The following is a 15130-nucleotide window of genomic DNA, read 5'->3' as shown; positions in this document are numbered from 1 at the left end:
GGGGACGACCCGGCCGGTGGGCACGCCGTGCGCGGGTGCGGCAATAGCCCGGCCGGTCCGAGGGCCGGCCGGGGCGACGCGCACGCCGCGCGCGGTGCGCTCAGCCTCCGTTGGCGCCCGAGCTGGTCAGGGCCTCGGAGAGTTCCTCGGCGACCTGCTGGAGGACCGGCACGATCTTGTCCGTCGCCGCCTCGGTGACCCGGCCCGCGGGACCGGAGATGGAGATGGCCGCGGCGGTGGGGGAGTTGGGCACGGACACCGCGAGGCAGCGCACGCCGATCTCCTGCTCGTTGTCGTCGACCGCGTAGCCGAGCCGGCGGACCTCCTCCAGGGAGGCCAGGAAGTCGTCCGGCGTGGTGATCGTCTTGTCCGTGGCGGCCGGCATGCCGGTGCGGTGCAGCAGCGCGCGCACCTCCTCCGGCGGGTAGTCGGCGAGCAGCGCCTTGCCCACCCCCGTGGAGTGCGGCAGCACGCGCCGGCCGACCTCGGTGAACATGCGCATCGAGTGCTTGGACGGCACCTGCGCCACGTACACGATCTCGTCGCCGTCGAGCAGGGCCATGTTGGCGGTCTCGCCGGTCTCCTCCACCAGGCGGGCGAGGTACGGGCGCGCCCAGGTGCCCAGCAGCCGGGACGCGGACTCGCCGAGCCGGATCAGCCGTGGACCGAGGGCGTAGCGCCGGTTGGTCTGCTGGCGGACGTAGCCGCACGCCACCAGGGTGCGCATGAGGCGGTGGATGGTCGGCAGCGGCAGCCCGCTGCTCGCGGACAGCTCACTCAGCCCGACCTCGCCGCCGGCGTCCGCCATGCGCTCCAGCAGGTCGAAGGCGCGCTCCAGGGACTGGACACCCCCCGTGGCGGCGGGTTTGGCGGAGTCGGTGGTGCTGGCGCTGGACGTCGGCACGGCGCGTTCCTTTCGGGACTGACTGAAGAGGCAGCAGCCTACCCGGCAGGCGGTTGACTCCCCGCTTGTGCGTAGCTACGTTCTAACTGACGGAATTCTAATTCCGCTTTGTGGAAACGTCCAGGGTGGACGGATCGGGTGCACTGTGGATGAGTGTGCCCTTGACGACGCGAAGGCGGGAGTGAAGACTCCCGAGATAGCTTCAACAGTTCGTTGAAATTCCGCTGTGTGGAAGACGCGCGGAGGCCGCTGACGCCTCCGAGGCGTGCCCCGGCGGCTTCAGAGAGGGGTCCGGGTGTCCGACGCTGAACTGGTCCTGCGTTCGAGGCGCGTCATCACTCCCGAGGGGACGCGGCCCGCGTCCGTCGTGGTCGCCGACGGCACGATCACCGCCGTACTGCCCCATGACGCGGAGGTACCGGCCACGGCCCGCCTGGAGGACCTCGGCGACGACGTCCTGCTGCCCGGCCTGGTCGACACGCACGTGCACGTCAACGACCCCGGCCGCACCGAGTGGGAGGGGTTCTGGACCGCCACCCGCGCGGCCGCGGCCGGCGGCATCACCACGCTGATCGACATGCCGCTCAACTCCCTGCCGCCCACCACCACGGTCGACCACCTGCGCGTCAAGCAGGACGTGGCCCGCGACAAGGCCCACATCGACGTCGGCTTCTGGGGCGGCGCCCTGCCGGACAACGTCAAGGACCTGCGCCCGCTGCACGACGCCGGCGTCTTCGGCTTCAAGTGCTTCCTGTCGCCCTCCGGCGTGGACGAGTTCCCGCACCTCGACCAGGAACAGCTCGCCCAGTCCATGGCCGAGATCGCCGGCTTCGACGGCCTGCTGATCGTGCACGCCGAGGACCCGCACCACCTCGACGCCGCCCCGCAGCACGGCGGCCCCCGCTACACGGACTTCCTCGCCTCCCGCCCGCGCGACGCCGAGGACACCGCGATCGCGAACCTCATCGCGCAGGCCAGGCGCCTGAACGCGCGCGTGCACGTGCTGCACCTGTCCTCCAGCGACGCGCTGCCGCTCATCCGGCAGGCCAAGGCGGAGGGCGTGGCGATCACCGTCGAGACCTGCCCGCACTACCTGACCCTCACCGCCGAGGAGGTCCCCGACGGCGCGAGCGAGTTCAAGTGCTGCCCGCCCATCCGCGAGGCCGCCAACCAGGACCTGCTGTGGGAGGCGCTCGCCGACGGCACCATCGACTGCGTCGTCACCGACCACTCGCCGTCCACCGCCGATCTGAAGACCGACGACTTCGCCACCGCCTGGGGCGGCATCTCGGGCCTCCAGCTCAGCCTGTCCGCCGTGTGGACCGCCGCCCGCGAGCGGGGCCACGGCCTGGAGGACGTCGTGCGCTGGATGTCCGCCCGCACGGCCGCCCTGGTCGGCCTCGGCTCCAAGGGCGCCATCGAGGTGGGCCGCGACGCCGACTTCGCCGTCCTCGCCCCCGACGCCACCTTCACCGTCGACCCGGCCGCCCTCCAGCACCGCAACCGCGTCACCGCCTACGCCGGGCGGACCCTGTACGGCGTGGTCAGGTCCACCTGGCTGCGCGGCGAGCGGATCGTCGCGGACGGCGAGTTCACCGAGCCCAGGGGCCGTCTGCTGAACCGGCCCGCGTGACGCCGCGAGGCGAAGGGACACCACCGACCACTCCCACCCCGTAGCGACCCGAAGACCTGAAAGGCAGGACCTGATCACCGTGACGGCGATACCCAGCTTCACCGGCGACGCCAACCCCTACGGAGGCGGCGACCCGTACGCGGACTACCGCACCGCCGACTTCCCCTTCACCCACCACGCCAACCTCGCCGACCGGCAGCTCGGCGCCGGTGTCATCGCCGCCAACGACGAGTTCTTCGCCCAGCGGGAGAACCTGCTGGTCCCCGAGGCCGCCGAGTTCGACCCCGAGCACTTCGGCCACAAGGGCAAGGTCATGGACGGCTGGGAGACCCGCCGCCGGCGCGGCGCCTCCGCCGAGCATCCCTGGCCGACCGAGGACGACCACGACTGGGCGCTGATCCGCCTCGGCGCCCCCGGCGTGATCCGCGGGGTCGTCGTCGACACCGCCCACTTCCGCGGCAACTACCCGCAGGCCGTCTCCGTCGAGGCCACCTCCGTACCGGGCTCCCCGTCGCCCGAGGAGCTGCTCGGCGACGACGTGAAGTGGACGACGATCGTCCCGCGCACGCCCGTCGGCGGCCACGCCGCCAACGGCTTCGAGGTGACCGCCGAGCAGCGCTTCACGCACCTGCGGCTCAAGCAGCACCCCGACGGCGGCATCGCCCGCCTGCGCGTCTACGGCGAGGTCGTACCCGACCCGAAGTGGCTGGAGGTGCTCGGCACCTTCGACGTGGTCGCGCTGGAGAACGGCGGCCGCGTCGAGGACGCCTCCAACCTCTTCTACTCGCCGGCCAGCAACACCATCCAGCCGGGCCGCTCGCGCAAGATGGACGACGGCTGGGAGACCCGCCGCCGCCGCGACCAGGGCAACGACTGGATCCGCTACCAGCTGGTCGCCCAGTCCGAGATCCGCGCCCTCGAGATCGACACCGCCTACCTCAAGGGCAACAGCGCCGGCTGGGCGTCGGTGTCCGTCAAGGACGGTGAGGACGGCGAGTGGGTGGAGATCCTCCCGCGCACCCGGATGCAGCCCGACACCAACCACCGCTTCGTCCTGCCGGCCCCGGCCGTCGGCACGCACGCGCGGATCGACATCTTCCCCGACGGCGGCATCTCCCGCCTGCGCCTGTTCGGCTCCCTGACCGAGGCCGGCGCCACCCGCCTGGCGGCCCGCCACCAGGAACTGGGCGGCTGATCCACGGCCTCCCGCAGGACCCGTGGGGCGCACCGGCCCGACAGCACCGGTGCGCCCCACGCGCGCGTGCGTTCCGTACACGGGCAGGCGCCGACACGGGCACGCGCGCGTGCCCGCGTGCCGCACGCGCCGCAGGGGGACCCGCGGCGCGTGGCCTCGTCGGCGTCATGGTCGGCGTCGGCGTTGGCGTCCGCGTCCGCGTCGGCGTCGGCGGCTCAGGCCGCGTGGCCGCCGTCCACCGCGAACTCGGCGCCCGTGATGTACGCGGCGCCCGCCAGGTGCGCGACCGTGTCGGCGACCTCCTCGGCCCGGCCGAAGCGGCCCAGGGCCGTCATCGCCGCCTGACCGGCGGCAAAGGGACCGTCCGCGGGGTTCATGTCGGTGTCGATCGGGCCCGGGTGCACGATGTTCGCGGTGATCCCGCGCGGCCCGAGCTCACGGGCGAGCGCCCTGGTCAGCCCGACCAGCGCCGACTTGCTCATCGCGTACAGCGTGCCGCCGGGACCGGGCACCCGCTGCACCATGCAGGTGCCGATCGTGATGATCCGCCCGCCGTCGCCCATCCGCGCCGCGGCCGCCCGCGCCGCCAGGAAGACCGCCCGCACGTTCACCGCGAGCACCCGGTCCACGTCGGCGAGCGACAGGTCCTGCAGCGGGCCCAGCACCCCGACGCCCGCGTTGTTCACCAGGACGTCGAGCCCGCCCAGCGCATCGACGGCCCGCTCCACGGCACCCGCCGCCTCGTCGGCGTCCGCCGCGTCCGCGCGGAGCGCCACCGCGCGCCGTCCGAGGGCCTCTACGGCCCGTACGACGTCCTCGGCCGACTCCTTCGCGTCGACATAGGTCAGTGCCACGTCGGCGCCCCCGCGCGCCAGCCGCAGGGCCGTCGCGGCACCGATGCCCCGGCTGCCACCGGTGACCAGGGCCGCCTTGCCGTCGAGAGCCGTGTTCGTCGCGTTCATCGTGTTGGTCGTGTTGATCGTGTTCATTAGGTTCGTCGCGTTCGTCGTGTTCTCGGCCATGTCCTCATCCCACCGCCCCGCGCCGGCCCACGCTGGCGGCGAACGGACATCGAGATCACGGCCCCGCGGCCGGGGGGCAGGCGTCGCGCGCCCCCGGGTCGCCCGTCCGGCGCAGGCCACCGGAACTTCCCCGCTGCCCTCCCGCGTTGTCACAGGCGTGACACTTCAGCAAGAGATCGTCGGCAACGCCATGCAGATGGCGGTCGTCAACCTGCACCCCGGCCAGACCGTGTACTGCGAGGCCGGGAAGTTCCTGTTCAAGACGACGAACGTGACCATGGAGACCCGCCTGTCCGGCCCGTCGGGCAACGGCGGGCAGCAGTCGGGCGCCGGGGGCGGCGGCATGGGCGGCATGCTGCGCCAGGCCATGGGCACCGCCATGCAGGTCGGCCAGCGCATGCTCGCGGGCGAGTCCATCGCCTTCCAGTACTTCACCGCGCAGGGCGGCGGGGGCACCGTCGGCTTCGCCGGCGTGCTGCCCGGCGAGATGCGCGCCCTGGAGCTGGACGGCACGCGCGCGTGGTTCGCCGAGAAGGACGCCTTCGTGGCCGCCGAGTCCACCGTCGACTTCGGCATCGCCTTCCAGGGCGGCCGCACCGGCATGAGCGGCGGCGAGGGCTTCGTCCTGGAGAAGTTCACCGGCCAGGGCACGGTGATCATCGCGGGCGCGGGCAACTTCATCGACCTGAACCCGGCCGACTTCGGCGGCCGCATCGAGGTCGACACCGGCTGCGTCGTCGCCTTCGAGGAGGGCATCCAGTACGGCGTCCAGCGCGTCGGCGGCCTGAACCGCCAGGGCATCATGAACGCCGTCTTCGGCGGCGAGGGGCTGTCCCTGGCCACCCTGGAGGGCCACGGCCGCGTCATCCTGCAGTCGCTGACCATCGAGTCCCTCGCCAACGCGCTGAAGAAGGCCCAGGGCGGCGACAAGCAGGGCCCGACCGGAGGACTGTTCTCCACCCACGCCGGGTGAGCGTCACCGAGCGGGCGCTGACGGGTTAACGGCCCGAGAACACACGGGAGGAGAAGGGGGAGACCCTGTGATTGTCATTGACATGCCATCATCTACGCGCGTCATCATGACGCCATGAGATTCCCCCCACGTATCTCGCGCCTCGGCGCCACCGCCGCCGTCCTGTCCGCCCTCCTCGTCGGCGGCACCGTCTCCGCCGGCCCGGCCGGTGCCGCCACCGCGTCCGTCGGCAGCATCTGCGCCGGCGACCTGCCCTCCCAGGCGCACGACACCCTGAACCTCATCGAGCAAGGCGGCCCGTTCCCCTACGACCAGGACGGCAGCGTCTTCCAGAACCGCGAAGGCGTCCTGCCGGCCCGGGCCGGCGGCTACTACCACGAGTACACGGTGATCACGCCTGGTTCCCCCACCCGCGGCGCGCGCCGCATCGTCACCGGTGAGCGGTACCAGGAGGACTACTACACCGCCGACCACTACGCCACGTTCGACCTGATCGACTTCGGCTGCTGAGCCACGCCCCGTCCTGAGCTTCCCGTCGGTACTAGTCCGCCTTGCGGCTCTCGGCGGCCGCGAACAGCGCGATCGCCAGCCCGATCAGCGCGACGCTCGCGTACACCTCGTGGCCGTCGAGAAAGCCGATCCGCTGCACCAGACCCGCGTCCCAGCCGGTGAACTCGTGCAGCAGACCGAGGGCACCCTGCACCAGGGCGACGAATCCCAGACACTCCAGCAACGCCTTCATGGGCACGAGCCTCGTGCCGTGGCCCCGTCACCCGCGTCGGCCGCCGGGCGAGCCGTCCGCGCCCTCGGTAGCCGCCCGCGGAGGGGCCGTACGACCAAAGTCTGCACCCGGGCGACTTCGGTCGACGACGGCCCGCACAGGCGGGTGCGGGCGCCGCGCCCTGCGTAGATTTGTCGACCGTGAAGCCGACGACGAACGACGCGGGACCGGTGCAGCCGCCCGTGCTCCCCGGCCGGCGGTGGTGGCTGCCGTCCGCGCTCACCCATGAACCGGACCCGGTCACCGGGCGCTCCGGGCGGCCCCGCCGCACCGCGCGCGACTGGGTCGTCGACTTCTCCTGCTTCGCGCTGGCCGTCCTCATCGGCTTCACCGCCGCCCAGACGGTCCGCGACAACCCCGACCTCCCGCACGCCCTCGCCGTCGCCGACCAGACGCTCGGCGGTCTCGCCTGCGCGGCGGTGTGGCTGCGCCGCCGCTGGCCGGTCGGACTCGCCGTCGCCCTGACCGCCGTCGGGCTGGTCTCCGACACGGCCGGCGGCGCCTGCCTGGTCGCCCTGTTCACCCTCGCCGTGCACCGGCCCTTCCGGTACGTGGCCTGGGTGGGCGGCGCCCAGCTCGCCCTGTGCCCGCTGTACTACTGGCTGCGCCCCGACCCCGACCTCCCCTACCTCGCCTCCGTCGCCTTCGTCGTGGTGTTCACCGTCGCCGTCGTCGGCTGGGGCATGTTCGTCCGGTCCAAGCGGCAGCTGCTGCTGAGCCTGAGGGACCGGGCGCGGAGGGCCGAGACGGAGGCCCGGCTGCGCGCCGAGCAGGCGCAGCGGCTCGCCCGCGAGGCCATCGCCCGCGAGATGCACGACGTGCTCGCCCACCGGCTGACCCTGCTCAGCGTGCACGCCGGAGCGCTGGAGTTCCGCCCCGACGCCTCCGGCGAGGAGATCGCGCGGGCGGCCGGCGTCATCCGGGAGAGCGCCCACGAGGCCCTGCAGGACCTGCGGGAGATCATCGGCGTGCTGCGCGCCGGGGACTCCGACGACGCGGGCCGCCCCCAGCCCACGCTCGCCGCGCTGGACGCGCTGGTCACCGAGTCCCGCGAGGCCGGCATGAAGGTCACGCTCGACCAGCACGTCACCGAGCCCGCCCGGGTTCCCGCCTCCGTGGGCCGCACCGCCTACCGCATCGCCCAGGAGGGGCTGACCAACGCCCGCAAGCACGCACCCGGCGCGGAGGTCACCGTCACGGTCACCGGCGCTCCCGGCGACGGCCTCACCGTGGTCGTGCACAACCCGCCGTCCACCCGCGACGCCCCGCCGGTCCCCGGCTCCGGCCAGGGCCTGATCGGCCTCACCGAACGTGCCACGCTGGCCGGCGGTCAGCTGCGCCACGGCCCGCGCGCGGACGGCGGCTTCGAGGTCCGGGCATGGCTGCCGTGGCCGGGGGAGCAGAGGAGCGGGCGGGCGTGAGCGGGACCGGTGCAGGGGCCTGCGCGGCCCGCCACGTCCCGTTCGCCGCGCGGCTCGTGCGGTCGTCCCCGGACGCGGTACGGCTGCCGACAACCCGTCACGAACCGTGCGGCGGCCGTGGTTTGGTAAGGCCATGACTGTGATCAGAGTGCTCCTCGTCGACGACGACCCACTGGTGCGCGCCGGACTGTCCCTGATGCTGGGCGGTGCGGACGACATCGAGATCGTCGGCGAGGCGGGCGACGGCGGCGAGGTCGAGGCGCTGGTCGACCGCAGCCGCCCCGACGTCGTGCTGATGGACATCCGCATGCCTGCCGTGGACGGACTGACCGCCACCGAGCGGCTGCGCGGCCGCCCCGACGCGCCCCAGGTCGTGCTGCTGACCACGTTCCACGCCGACGACCAGGTGCTGCGCGCCCTGCGCGCGGGCGCCGCCGGCTTCGTCCTGAAGGACACCCCGCCCGCCGAGATCCTGCACGCGGTCCGCAAGGTCGCCGCCGGCGATCCGGTGCTGTCGCCCGCCGTCACCCGGCAGTTGATGCGGCACGCGGCCGGCACCGCCGCCGACACGCGCGGCGCACGCGCGCGTGAACGGCTCGCCGCGCTGGCCGAGCGCGAACGCGAGGTCGCGGTCGCGGTGGGCCGCGGCCTGTCCAACGCGGAGATCGCCGCCGAGCTCTACATGAGCGTCGCCACGGTCAAGGCGCACGTCTCGCGCATCCTGTCCCGCCTCGGCCTCAACAACCGTGTCCAGGTCGCCCTGTTGGCGTACGACGCCGGGCTGGTCGACGAGGAGAGCCGCGGCGGGCACTGACGGGCACGCCCGCACGTTGGGGAGACAGAGGCCACCGAGCGGCCGGCGACGAGGGGGAGAGCCGTGGGCGATGTGATCGACGTGGAGGAGTTCGGCGCGGGGTTCACCGCGAACCCGCATCCGGCGTACGCGCGGCTCAGGGAGCGCGGCCCCGTGCACCGGGTGCGCCTGCCCGCCGGCGACGGGTACCAGGAGACCTGGCTGGTCGTCGGCCCCGAGGAGGCGCGGGCCGCGCTCACCGACCCGCGGCTGGTCAAGGACACGGCACGCATCGGACAGGCCTTCCTCGACGACCAGTTCATCGGAAAGCACCTGCTCACCACCGACCCGCCACAGCACACCCGGCTGCGCGGGCTGGTCTCGCGCGCGTTCACCATGCGCCGCGTCGAGCGCCTGCGCCCGCGGATCCAGCAGATCACCGACGACCTGCTCGACGCGATGCTGCCGCTCGGCAGCGCCGACCTGGTCGAGTCGTTCTCCTACCCGCTGCCGATCACCGTGATCTGCGAACTGCTCGGCGTGCCCGACCTGGACCGCGCGGAGTTCCGCCGCATGTCCACCGAGGCCGTGGCGCCCACCAGCGCCGCGAGCGAGCAGGACGCCTTCACCCGGCTCGGTGCGTATCTCGCCGAGCTGATCGAGGACAAGCGCTCCTCGGGCCCCAGCGACGACCTGCTCAGCGATCTGATCCGCACGGTCACGGAGGACGGCGACCGGCTCTCCGCCGGCGAACTGCGCGGCATGGCCTTCGTGTTGCTCATCGCCGGGCACGAGACCACGGTCAATCTCATCACCAACGCGGTGTACGCCCTGCTCACCCATCCCGACCAACTCGCCGCCCTGCGCGCCGACATGAGCCTGGTCGACGGCGCGGTGGAGGAGACGCTGCGCTGGGAGGGGCCGGTGGAGAACACCACGTTCCGGTTCGCCGCGGAGCCTGTGGAGATCGGCGGCGCCCGCATCGAGCGGGGCGAGCCGGTGCTCGTCGGCCTGACCGCCGTGGGCCGCGACACCGGCCGCTTCCCCGACGCCGACCGCTTCGACATCCGCCGCGACACCCGCGGCCACCTCGCCTTCGGTCACGGCATCCACTACTGTCTCGGCGCGCCCCTGGCCCGCCTGGAGGCCCGCACCGCCCTGCGCGCGCTCCTGGACCGCGCCCCGGACCTCTCCTTGGCCGGCCCGGCGGGCCCCTGGCTCCCCGGCACCTTGATCAGGGGGGTGCGTCACCTGCCGGTGCGCTGGTAGCCGCCGGGGGCACGGGGCGTGGTCCGCACCGGGGGCCACCGCGGGTAGTGGCCCACACCCCCCCCCGGCGCGGTCGCCACGGCCTCCGGGGCCGTCACGCCCGCCCGGGCGCGGTCACCACCGCGTCCACGGCCGGCCCCGTCACACCCGCCCCGGCGCGGTCGCCGCCGCGTCCGGGATCTCCGTCAGCCGCACCGCCCGGCGCTCCCGTCGCGACCACTCGCAGGCCTCCGCCACCCGCAGTGCCTGCAGCGCCTCACGCCCGTCGCACGGATTGGCCCGCTCCCCACGCACCACCTCCACGAACGCCGCCAGCTCCGCCTCGTACGCCGGGGCGAAGCGCTCCAGGAATCCGCTCCACGGCTTGTCCGCGGCCGGCGGCCCCGACCGCTCCGTGGAGGTGATCGGCGTGCGGTCGTCCAGCCCGACGACGATCTGGTCCCGCTCCCCGGCGAGCTCCATGCGCACGTCGTACCCGGCGCCGTTCAGCCGCGTCGCCGTGGCGGTGGCGAGGGTGCCGTCGTCCAGCGTCAGCACCACCGCGGCGGTGTCCACGTCACCCGCCTCACGGAACATCGGCGGGCCCGCGTCGGACCCGGCGGCGTACACCTCGGCGATCTCCCGCCCGGTCACCCAGCGCAGCACGTCGAAGTCGTGGATGAGCGTGTCCCGGTACAGCCCCCCGGAGAGCGGCAGCCACGCGGGCGGCGGCGGAGCCTGCTCGGAGGTGATCGCCCGCACGGTGTGCAGCCGCCCGAGCCGTCCCGAGCGCACGGCCTCGCGCGCGCCCGCGTACCCGGCGTCGAAGCGCCGCTGGAAACCCATCTGCAGGACCGTGCCGGCGGCCTCGACCTCGGCGATGGCCTGGAGCGTGCCGGGCACGTCGAGGGCGATCGGCTTCTCGCAGAACACCGGCAGTCCCGCGCGGGCCGCCCGCCCGATCAGCTCGGCGTGCGCCGGTGTCGCCGTCGTGATGACGACCGCGTCGACCCCCCACTGGAAGATCTCGTCCACGCCGGGCGCCGCCGTCTCGCCGAGGCGCAGCGCGAGCTCCTGGGCCCGCGCCGGGTCGGCGTCCGTGAGGATCAGCGAACCGACGTCGCGGTGGCGACGGAGGGTGTTCGCATGGATGGTGCCGATCCGGCCCGTACCGATGACCCCGATGCGCATGGAAACAAAGTGCGGTCGCGATCGCCACCCTGTCAATGCGTATGTCCGGACAACCGAACTACACAACTTCCCGTCAACAGCGCACGGAGCTACGCTCGGGCCGTGCCGAAACCAGATGTGGACCCGACCGTGCAGCTCGACCTCCGGGTGGACCGGAGTTCCCCCGTGCCGTTGTACTTCCAGCTCTCCCAGCAGCTCGAAGCGGCGATCGAACACGGAACCCTCACCCCGGGCAGCCTGCTCGGCAACGAGATCGAGCTCGCCGCACGGCTCGGCCTGTCCCGGCCGACGGTCCGCCAGGCCATCCAGTCCCTGGTCGACAAGGGCCTGCTGGTGCGCCGCCGCGGCGTCGGCACCCAGGTCGTGCACAGCCAGGTCAAGCGCCCGCTGGAGCTGAGCAGCCTCTACGACGACCTGGAGGCGGCCGGACAGCGCCCGGCGACCAAGGTCCTGGTCAACGCGGTGGTGCCGGCGTCCGCCGAGGTCGCGGCCGCTCTCGGCGTCCCCGAGGGCAGCGACGTCCACCGGGTGGAGCGGCTGCGGCTCGCGCACGGCGAGCCGATGGCGTACCTGTGCAACCACCTTCCCCCCGGACTGCTGGACCTGGACACGGACCAGCTGGAGTCCACCGGCCTGTACCGGCTGATGCGCAGCGCCGGGATCACCCTGCACAGCGCCCGCCAGTCCATCGGGGCCCGCGGCGCCACCGCCGACGAGGCCGAGCGGCTCGCCGAGAGCGCGGGCGCCCCGCTGCTGACCATGCAGCGCACCACCTTCGACGACACCGGCCGCGCGGTGGAGTTCGGCGACCACATCTACCGCCCGAGCCGCTACTCCTTCGAGTTCCAGCTGCTCGTCCGCTCCTGACCGCCCGCACCGCCGGGCGGCCCCCGATGGTCGCAATGTCCGGACAACGTGACCGACGCGGCACCCCGGTCACGTGGCCGGAGTGCCCTGTGTTTGATACTGGGGCGTTTGGGGCCGGTGAGACAGGACAGGCCGGCCCGATCGCTACTCCGCACAGACACAGCAAGAAGGGCACTGCCTCGTGGCACGGTTTCGGACCTGGACAGGGATCGCGTTGACGGGGGTGCTGTGCGTGACGGCGCTGTCCGTGACCGCGTGCAGCAGTACCGGCGGCAAACGCGCCGAGGACGCCCGCAAGGCCGCGGCCGCGCAGGGCCGCGCGGCGGTGAACACCCCGCGCTGGACCTTCGCGATGATCACGCACTCCGGTGACGGCGACACCTTCTGGGACATCGTCCAGAGCGGCGCCAAGCAGGCCGCGGTCAAGGACAACATCAACTTCCTGTACTCGCACGACGACGAGGCCCAGCAGCAGGCGCAGCTGGTCGACGCCGCCGTCGACAAGAAGGTCGACGGCATCATCGTCACGCTCGCCAAGCCCGACGCCATGAAGGCCGCCGTCGCCCGCGCCGAGAAGGCCGGCATCCCGGTGATCACCGTGAACTCCGGCTCCGCCGAGTCCAAGGCGTTCGGCGCGCTCACCCACGTCGGCCAGGACGAGACGATCGCCGGCGAGGCAGTGGGCGAGGAGCTGAACAAGCGCGGGAGGAAGAAGGCCCTGTGCGTCCTGCACGAGCAGGGCAACGTCGGCCACGAGCAGCGCTGCGACGGCATCGGCAAGACCTTCCACGGCACCCTGCAGCGCGTCTACGTCAACGGCACCAACATGCCCGACGTGCAGTCCGGTATCGAGGCCAAGCTCCAGGCCGACCAGTCCATCGACGCCGTCGTCACCCTCGGCGCCCCCTACGCCGACACGGCCGTGAAGGCCAAGGCGGACGCGGGCAGCAAGGCCGAGATCGACACCTTCGACCTCAACGCCAAGGTCGCCGCCGAGCTCCAGGACGGCACCCTCGGCTTCGCCGTGGACCAGCAGCCCTACCTGCAGGGCTACCAGGCCGTCGACCTGCTGTGGCTGTACAAGTACAACAACGACGTCCTCGGCGGCGGGCGGCCCGTCCTGACCGGCCCGCAGATCATCACCAAGGACCAGGCGGCCGCGCTGCAGGAGTACGCCCGGCGAGGCACCCGATGACCGCCACCACCGCCGACGAGCGGCTCGTCGAGACCTCGCCGCTGCGCAAGCTGCTCGCCCGCCCCGAGCTGGGCTCGGTGGTCGGCGCGCTCGCCGTCTTCGTCTTCTTCGCGTTCTTCGCCGACAGCTTCCTGCGCGCCTCCAGCCTCAGCACGGTGCTGTACGCCTCCTCGACCATCGGCATCATGGCGGTGCCGGTCGCCCTGCTGATGATCGGCGGCGAGTTCGACCTGTCGGCCGGCGTCATGGTGACGTCGTCGGCGTTGATCTCGTCCATGTTCAGCTTTCAGATGACCGCGAACGTCTGGGTCGGCGTCGGGGTGTCCCTGCTGGTCACGCTGGCCATCGGCGCCTTCAACGGCTTCATGCTGACCCGGACGAAGCTGCCCAGCTTCATCATCACGCTGGGCACCTTCCTGATGTTGACCGGCTTGAACCTCGGCTTGACCAAGTTGATCGACGGCACGGTGTCGACGAAGACCATCGCCGACATGGAGGGCTTCCCGACCGCCCACGACGTCTTCGCCTCGACCCTCACCGTCGGCGGCGTCGACTTCAAGGTCACCATCCTGTGGTGGCTCGGCCTGGTCGCCGTCGGCTCCTGGATCCTGCTGCGCACCCGCACCGGGAACTGGATCTTCGCGGTCGGCGGCAACCAGGACGCGGCCCGCGCGGTCGGCGTCCCCGTCGCCAGGACCAAGATCGGCCTCTACATGGGCGTGGCCTTCGGCGCCTGGATCTCCGGACAGCACCTGCTGTTCAGCTACGACGTCGTCCAGTCCGGCGAGGGCGTCGGCAACGAGCTGATCTACATCATCGCGGCCGTCATCGGCGGCTGCCTGATCACCGGCGGCTACGGCAGCGCGGTCGGGTCCGCGGTCGGCGCGTTCATCTTCGGCATGACCAGCAAGGGCATCGTCTTCGCCGAGTGGAACCCCGACTGGTTCAAGTTCTTCCTCGGAGCGATGCTGCTCCTCGCGACCCTGCTCAACGCCTGGGTCCGCAAGCGCGCGGAGGCCACCACATGACGCAGACCGAGGCCCGTACGGCGCTCGTGGAGCTGTCGGACGTCAGCAAGCACTACGGGAACATCCGCGCCCTGCAGGGCGTGTCCCTCGAGGTCCACGCGGGCGAGATCACCTGCGTCCTCGGCGACAACGGCGCCGGCAAGTCCACATTGATCAAGATGATTGCCGGTCTGCACCAGCACGACGAGGGTGTCCTGCGCATCGACGGCGAGGAGACCCGGCTGTCCTCGCCGCGCGAGGCGCTGGACCGGGGCATCGCCACGGTCTACCAGGACCTCGCGGTCGTCCCGCTGATGCCGGTGTGGCGCAACTTCTTCCTCGGCTCCGAGCCGCGCAAGGGCGCCGGCCCCTTCAAGCGCATGGACGTCGACCACATGCGCCGCACCACGCGCGCGGAGCTGCTGCGCATGGGCATCGACCTGCGCGACGTCGACCAGCCCATCGGCACCCTGTCCGGCGGCGAACGCCAGTGCGTGGCGATCGCGCGGGCGGTCCACTTCGGCGCCAAGGTCCTCGTCCTGGACGAGCCGACGGCCGCGCTCGGCGTGAAGCAGTCCGGCGTGGTCCTGAAGTACGTGGCGGCGGCACGTGACGAGGGTCTCGGTGTCGTGCTGATCACCCACAACCCGCACCACGCCTACCTGGTCGGCGACCGGTTCGTCCTGCTCAAGCGCGGCACGATGGTGGGCAGCCACACCCGCGACGAGATCACCCTGGACGAACTGACCCAGCAGATGGCCGGCGGAAGCGACCTCGACGCTCTCCGCCACGAACTGCAGCGCCCCTAGGTCGTGTCCGCAAAGTGGTGGGCTCGTTGGTCTGTTCGTGGTGCGTCGTCATGAGCTGACAGATGAGTCGTGGGCGGTGATCGAGCCGTTG

At 72.4% G+C, this 15130-nt stretch carries 15 protein-coding genes; 11 read left to right on the top strand and 4 right to left on the bottom strand.

Annotated elements, in window-relative coordinates; all coding sequences use genetic code 11:
• Positions 1–100 precede the first annotated feature (100 nt).
• The gene (locus ACF1AL_RS15345; RefSeq protein WP_366838146.1) at positions 101–904 is read right to left on the bottom strand and encodes an IclR family transcriptional regulator; all 804 of its coding nucleotides are present in this window, start codon (positions 902–904) and stop codon (positions 101–103) included.
• Between the two features lie 295 nt (positions 905–1199).
• On the opposite strand from ACF1AL_RS15345, the gene allB reads away from it, so the two are divergent.
• On the top strand, positions 1200–2537 hold the full coding sequence (gene allB / locus ACF1AL_RS15340) for an allantoinase AllB (RefSeq protein WP_391779751.1): 1338 nt from the start codon (positions 1200–1202) through the stop codon (positions 2535–2537).
• Between the two features lie 79 nt (positions 2538–2616).
• Positions 2617–3732 (top strand): allantoicase, encoded by a 1116-nt coding sequence (gene alc / locus ACF1AL_RS15335; RefSeq protein ID WP_366838144.1) that lies wholly within the window; start codon positions 2617–2619, stop codon positions 3730–3732.
• Between the two features lie 215 nt (positions 3733–3947).
• Here alc and ACF1AL_RS15330 read toward each other — a convergent pair whose 3' ends face one another.
• The gene (locus ACF1AL_RS15330; RefSeq protein ID WP_391826396.1) at positions 3948–4721 is read right to left on the bottom strand and encodes an SDR family oxidoreductase; all 774 of its coding nucleotides are present in this window, start codon (positions 4719–4721) and stop codon (positions 3948–3950) included.
• A gap of 190 nt (positions 4722–4911) precedes the next feature.
• Between ACF1AL_RS15330 and ACF1AL_RS15325 the strand changes: the two genes are divergently transcribed.
• Positions 4912–5727, top strand: coding sequence for an AIM24 family protein (locus ACF1AL_RS15325; RefSeq protein ID WP_366838143.1), 816 nt, complete (start codon positions 4912–4914; stop codon positions 5725–5727).
• A gap of 114 nt (positions 5728–5841) precedes the next feature.
• Positions 5842–6237 (top strand): ribonuclease domain-containing protein, encoded by a 396-nt coding sequence (locus tag ACF1AL_RS15320; protein WP_366838142.1) that lies wholly within the window; start codon positions 5842–5844, stop codon positions 6235–6237.
• Between the two features lie 31 nt (positions 6238–6268).
• Here ACF1AL_RS15320 and ACF1AL_RS15315 read toward each other — a convergent pair whose 3' ends face one another.
• Positions 6269–6469, bottom strand: a complete 201-nt coding sequence (locus ACF1AL_RS15315) for a hypothetical protein (protein ID WP_366838141.1) — start codon at positions 6467–6469, stop codon at positions 6269–6271.
• 170 nt (positions 6470–6639) lie between these two features.
• Between ACF1AL_RS15315 and ACF1AL_RS15310 the strand changes: the two genes are divergently transcribed.
• The 3 genes from ACF1AL_RS15310 (at position 6640) to ACF1AL_RS15300 (ending at position 9991) form a co-directional block, all read left to right on the top strand.
• A complete protein-coding gene (locus ACF1AL_RS15310; protein ID WP_391826121.1) occupies positions 6640–7929 on the top strand; it encodes a sensor histidine kinase in 1290 nt (429 codons plus the stop codon).
• A 133-nt stretch (positions 7930–8062) separates the two neighbouring features.
• The gene (locus tag ACF1AL_RS15305) at positions 8063–8743 is read left to right on the top strand and encodes a response regulator (RefSeq protein ID WP_391826120.1); all 681 of its coding nucleotides are present in this window, start codon (positions 8063–8065) and stop codon (positions 8741–8743) included.
• 63 nt (positions 8744–8806) lie between these two features.
• A complete protein-coding gene (locus ACF1AL_RS15300; protein WP_391826119.1) occupies positions 8807–9991 on the top strand; it encodes a cytochrome P450 in 1185 nt (394 codons plus the stop codon).
• A gap of 141 nt (positions 9992–10132) precedes the next feature.
• Here ACF1AL_RS15300 and ACF1AL_RS15295 read toward each other — a convergent pair whose 3' ends face one another.
• On the bottom strand, positions 10133–11161 hold the full coding sequence (locus ACF1AL_RS15295; protein WP_391826118.1) for a Gfo/Idh/MocA family oxidoreductase: 1029 nt from the start codon (positions 11159–11161) through the stop codon (positions 10133–10135).
• 129 nt (positions 11162–11290) lie between these two features.
• Between ACF1AL_RS15295 and ACF1AL_RS15290 the strand changes: the two genes are divergently transcribed.
• The 4 genes from ACF1AL_RS15290 (at position 11291) to ACF1AL_RS15275 (ending at position 15039) form a co-directional block, all read left to right on the top strand.
• Positions 11291–12028 carry a GntR family transcriptional regulator gene (locus tag ACF1AL_RS15290; RefSeq protein ID WP_384213718.1) on the top strand — a complete coding sequence of 246 codons (738 nt, stop codon included), beginning with the start codon at positions 11291–11293 and terminating at the stop codon, positions 12026–12028.
• Positions 12029–12209: 181 nt separating this feature from the next.
• Positions 12210–13223 (top strand): sugar ABC transporter substrate-binding protein, encoded by a 1014-nt coding sequence (locus tag ACF1AL_RS15285; RefSeq protein ID WP_386584193.1) that lies wholly within the window; start codon positions 12210–12212, stop codon positions 13221–13223.
• Positions 13220–14251 (top strand): ABC transporter permease, encoded by a 1032-nt coding sequence (locus tag ACF1AL_RS15280; protein ID WP_366838135.1) that lies wholly within the window; start codon positions 13220–13222, stop codon positions 14249–14251. The genes ACF1AL_RS15285 and ACF1AL_RS15280 overlap by 4 nt, the downstream gene beginning before the upstream one ends.
• On the top strand, positions 14248–15039 hold the full coding sequence (locus ACF1AL_RS15275) for an ATP-binding cassette domain-containing protein (protein ID WP_366838134.1): 792 nt from the start codon (positions 14248–14250) through the stop codon (positions 15037–15039). Before ACF1AL_RS15280 ends, ACF1AL_RS15275 begins: the two co-directional genes overlap by 4 nt.
• Positions 15040–15130: the final 91 nt, after the last annotated feature.

Origin of the sequence: Streptomyces sp. NPDC014801, assembly GCF_043082085.1 — a bacterium.
Lineage (GTDB): Bacteria > Actinomycetota > Actinomycetes > Streptomycetales > Streptomycetaceae > Streptomyces.
Note: the sequence above shows the minus strand (reverse complement) of the source record. Positions and strands in the feature narration are given on the sequence as shown.

Excerpts from the sequence above, each read along its gene's own strand:
- ACF1AL_RS15330 (WP_391826396.1), bottom strand. The coding sequence starts at position 4,721 with ATGAACACGATCAACACGACCAACACGATGAACGCGACGAACACGGCT.
- ACF1AL_RS15320 (WP_366838142.1), top strand. The coding sequence starts at position 5,842 with ATGAGATTCCCCCCACGTATCTCGCGCCTCGGCGCCACCGCCGCCGTC.
- ACF1AL_RS15315 (WP_366838141.1), bottom strand. The coding sequence starts at position 6,469 with ATGAAGGCGTTGCTGGAGTGTCTGGGATTCGTCGCCCTGGTGCAGGGT.
- ACF1AL_RS15305 (WP_391826120.1), top strand. The coding sequence starts at position 8,063 with ATGACTGTGATCAGAGTGCTCCTCGTCGACGACGACCCACTGGTGCGC.
- ACF1AL_RS15295 (WP_391826118.1), bottom strand. The coding sequence starts at position 11,161 with ATGCGCATCGGGGTCATCGGTACGGGCCGGATCGGCACCATCCATGCG.
- ACF1AL_RS15280 (WP_366838135.1), top strand. The coding sequence starts at position 13,220 with ATGACCGCCACCACCGCCGACGAGCGGCTCGTCGAGACCTCGCCGCTG.
- ACF1AL_RS15275 (WP_366838134.1), top strand. The coding sequence starts at position 14,248 with ATGACGCAGACCGAGGCCCGTACGGCGCTCGTGGAGCTGTCGGACGTC.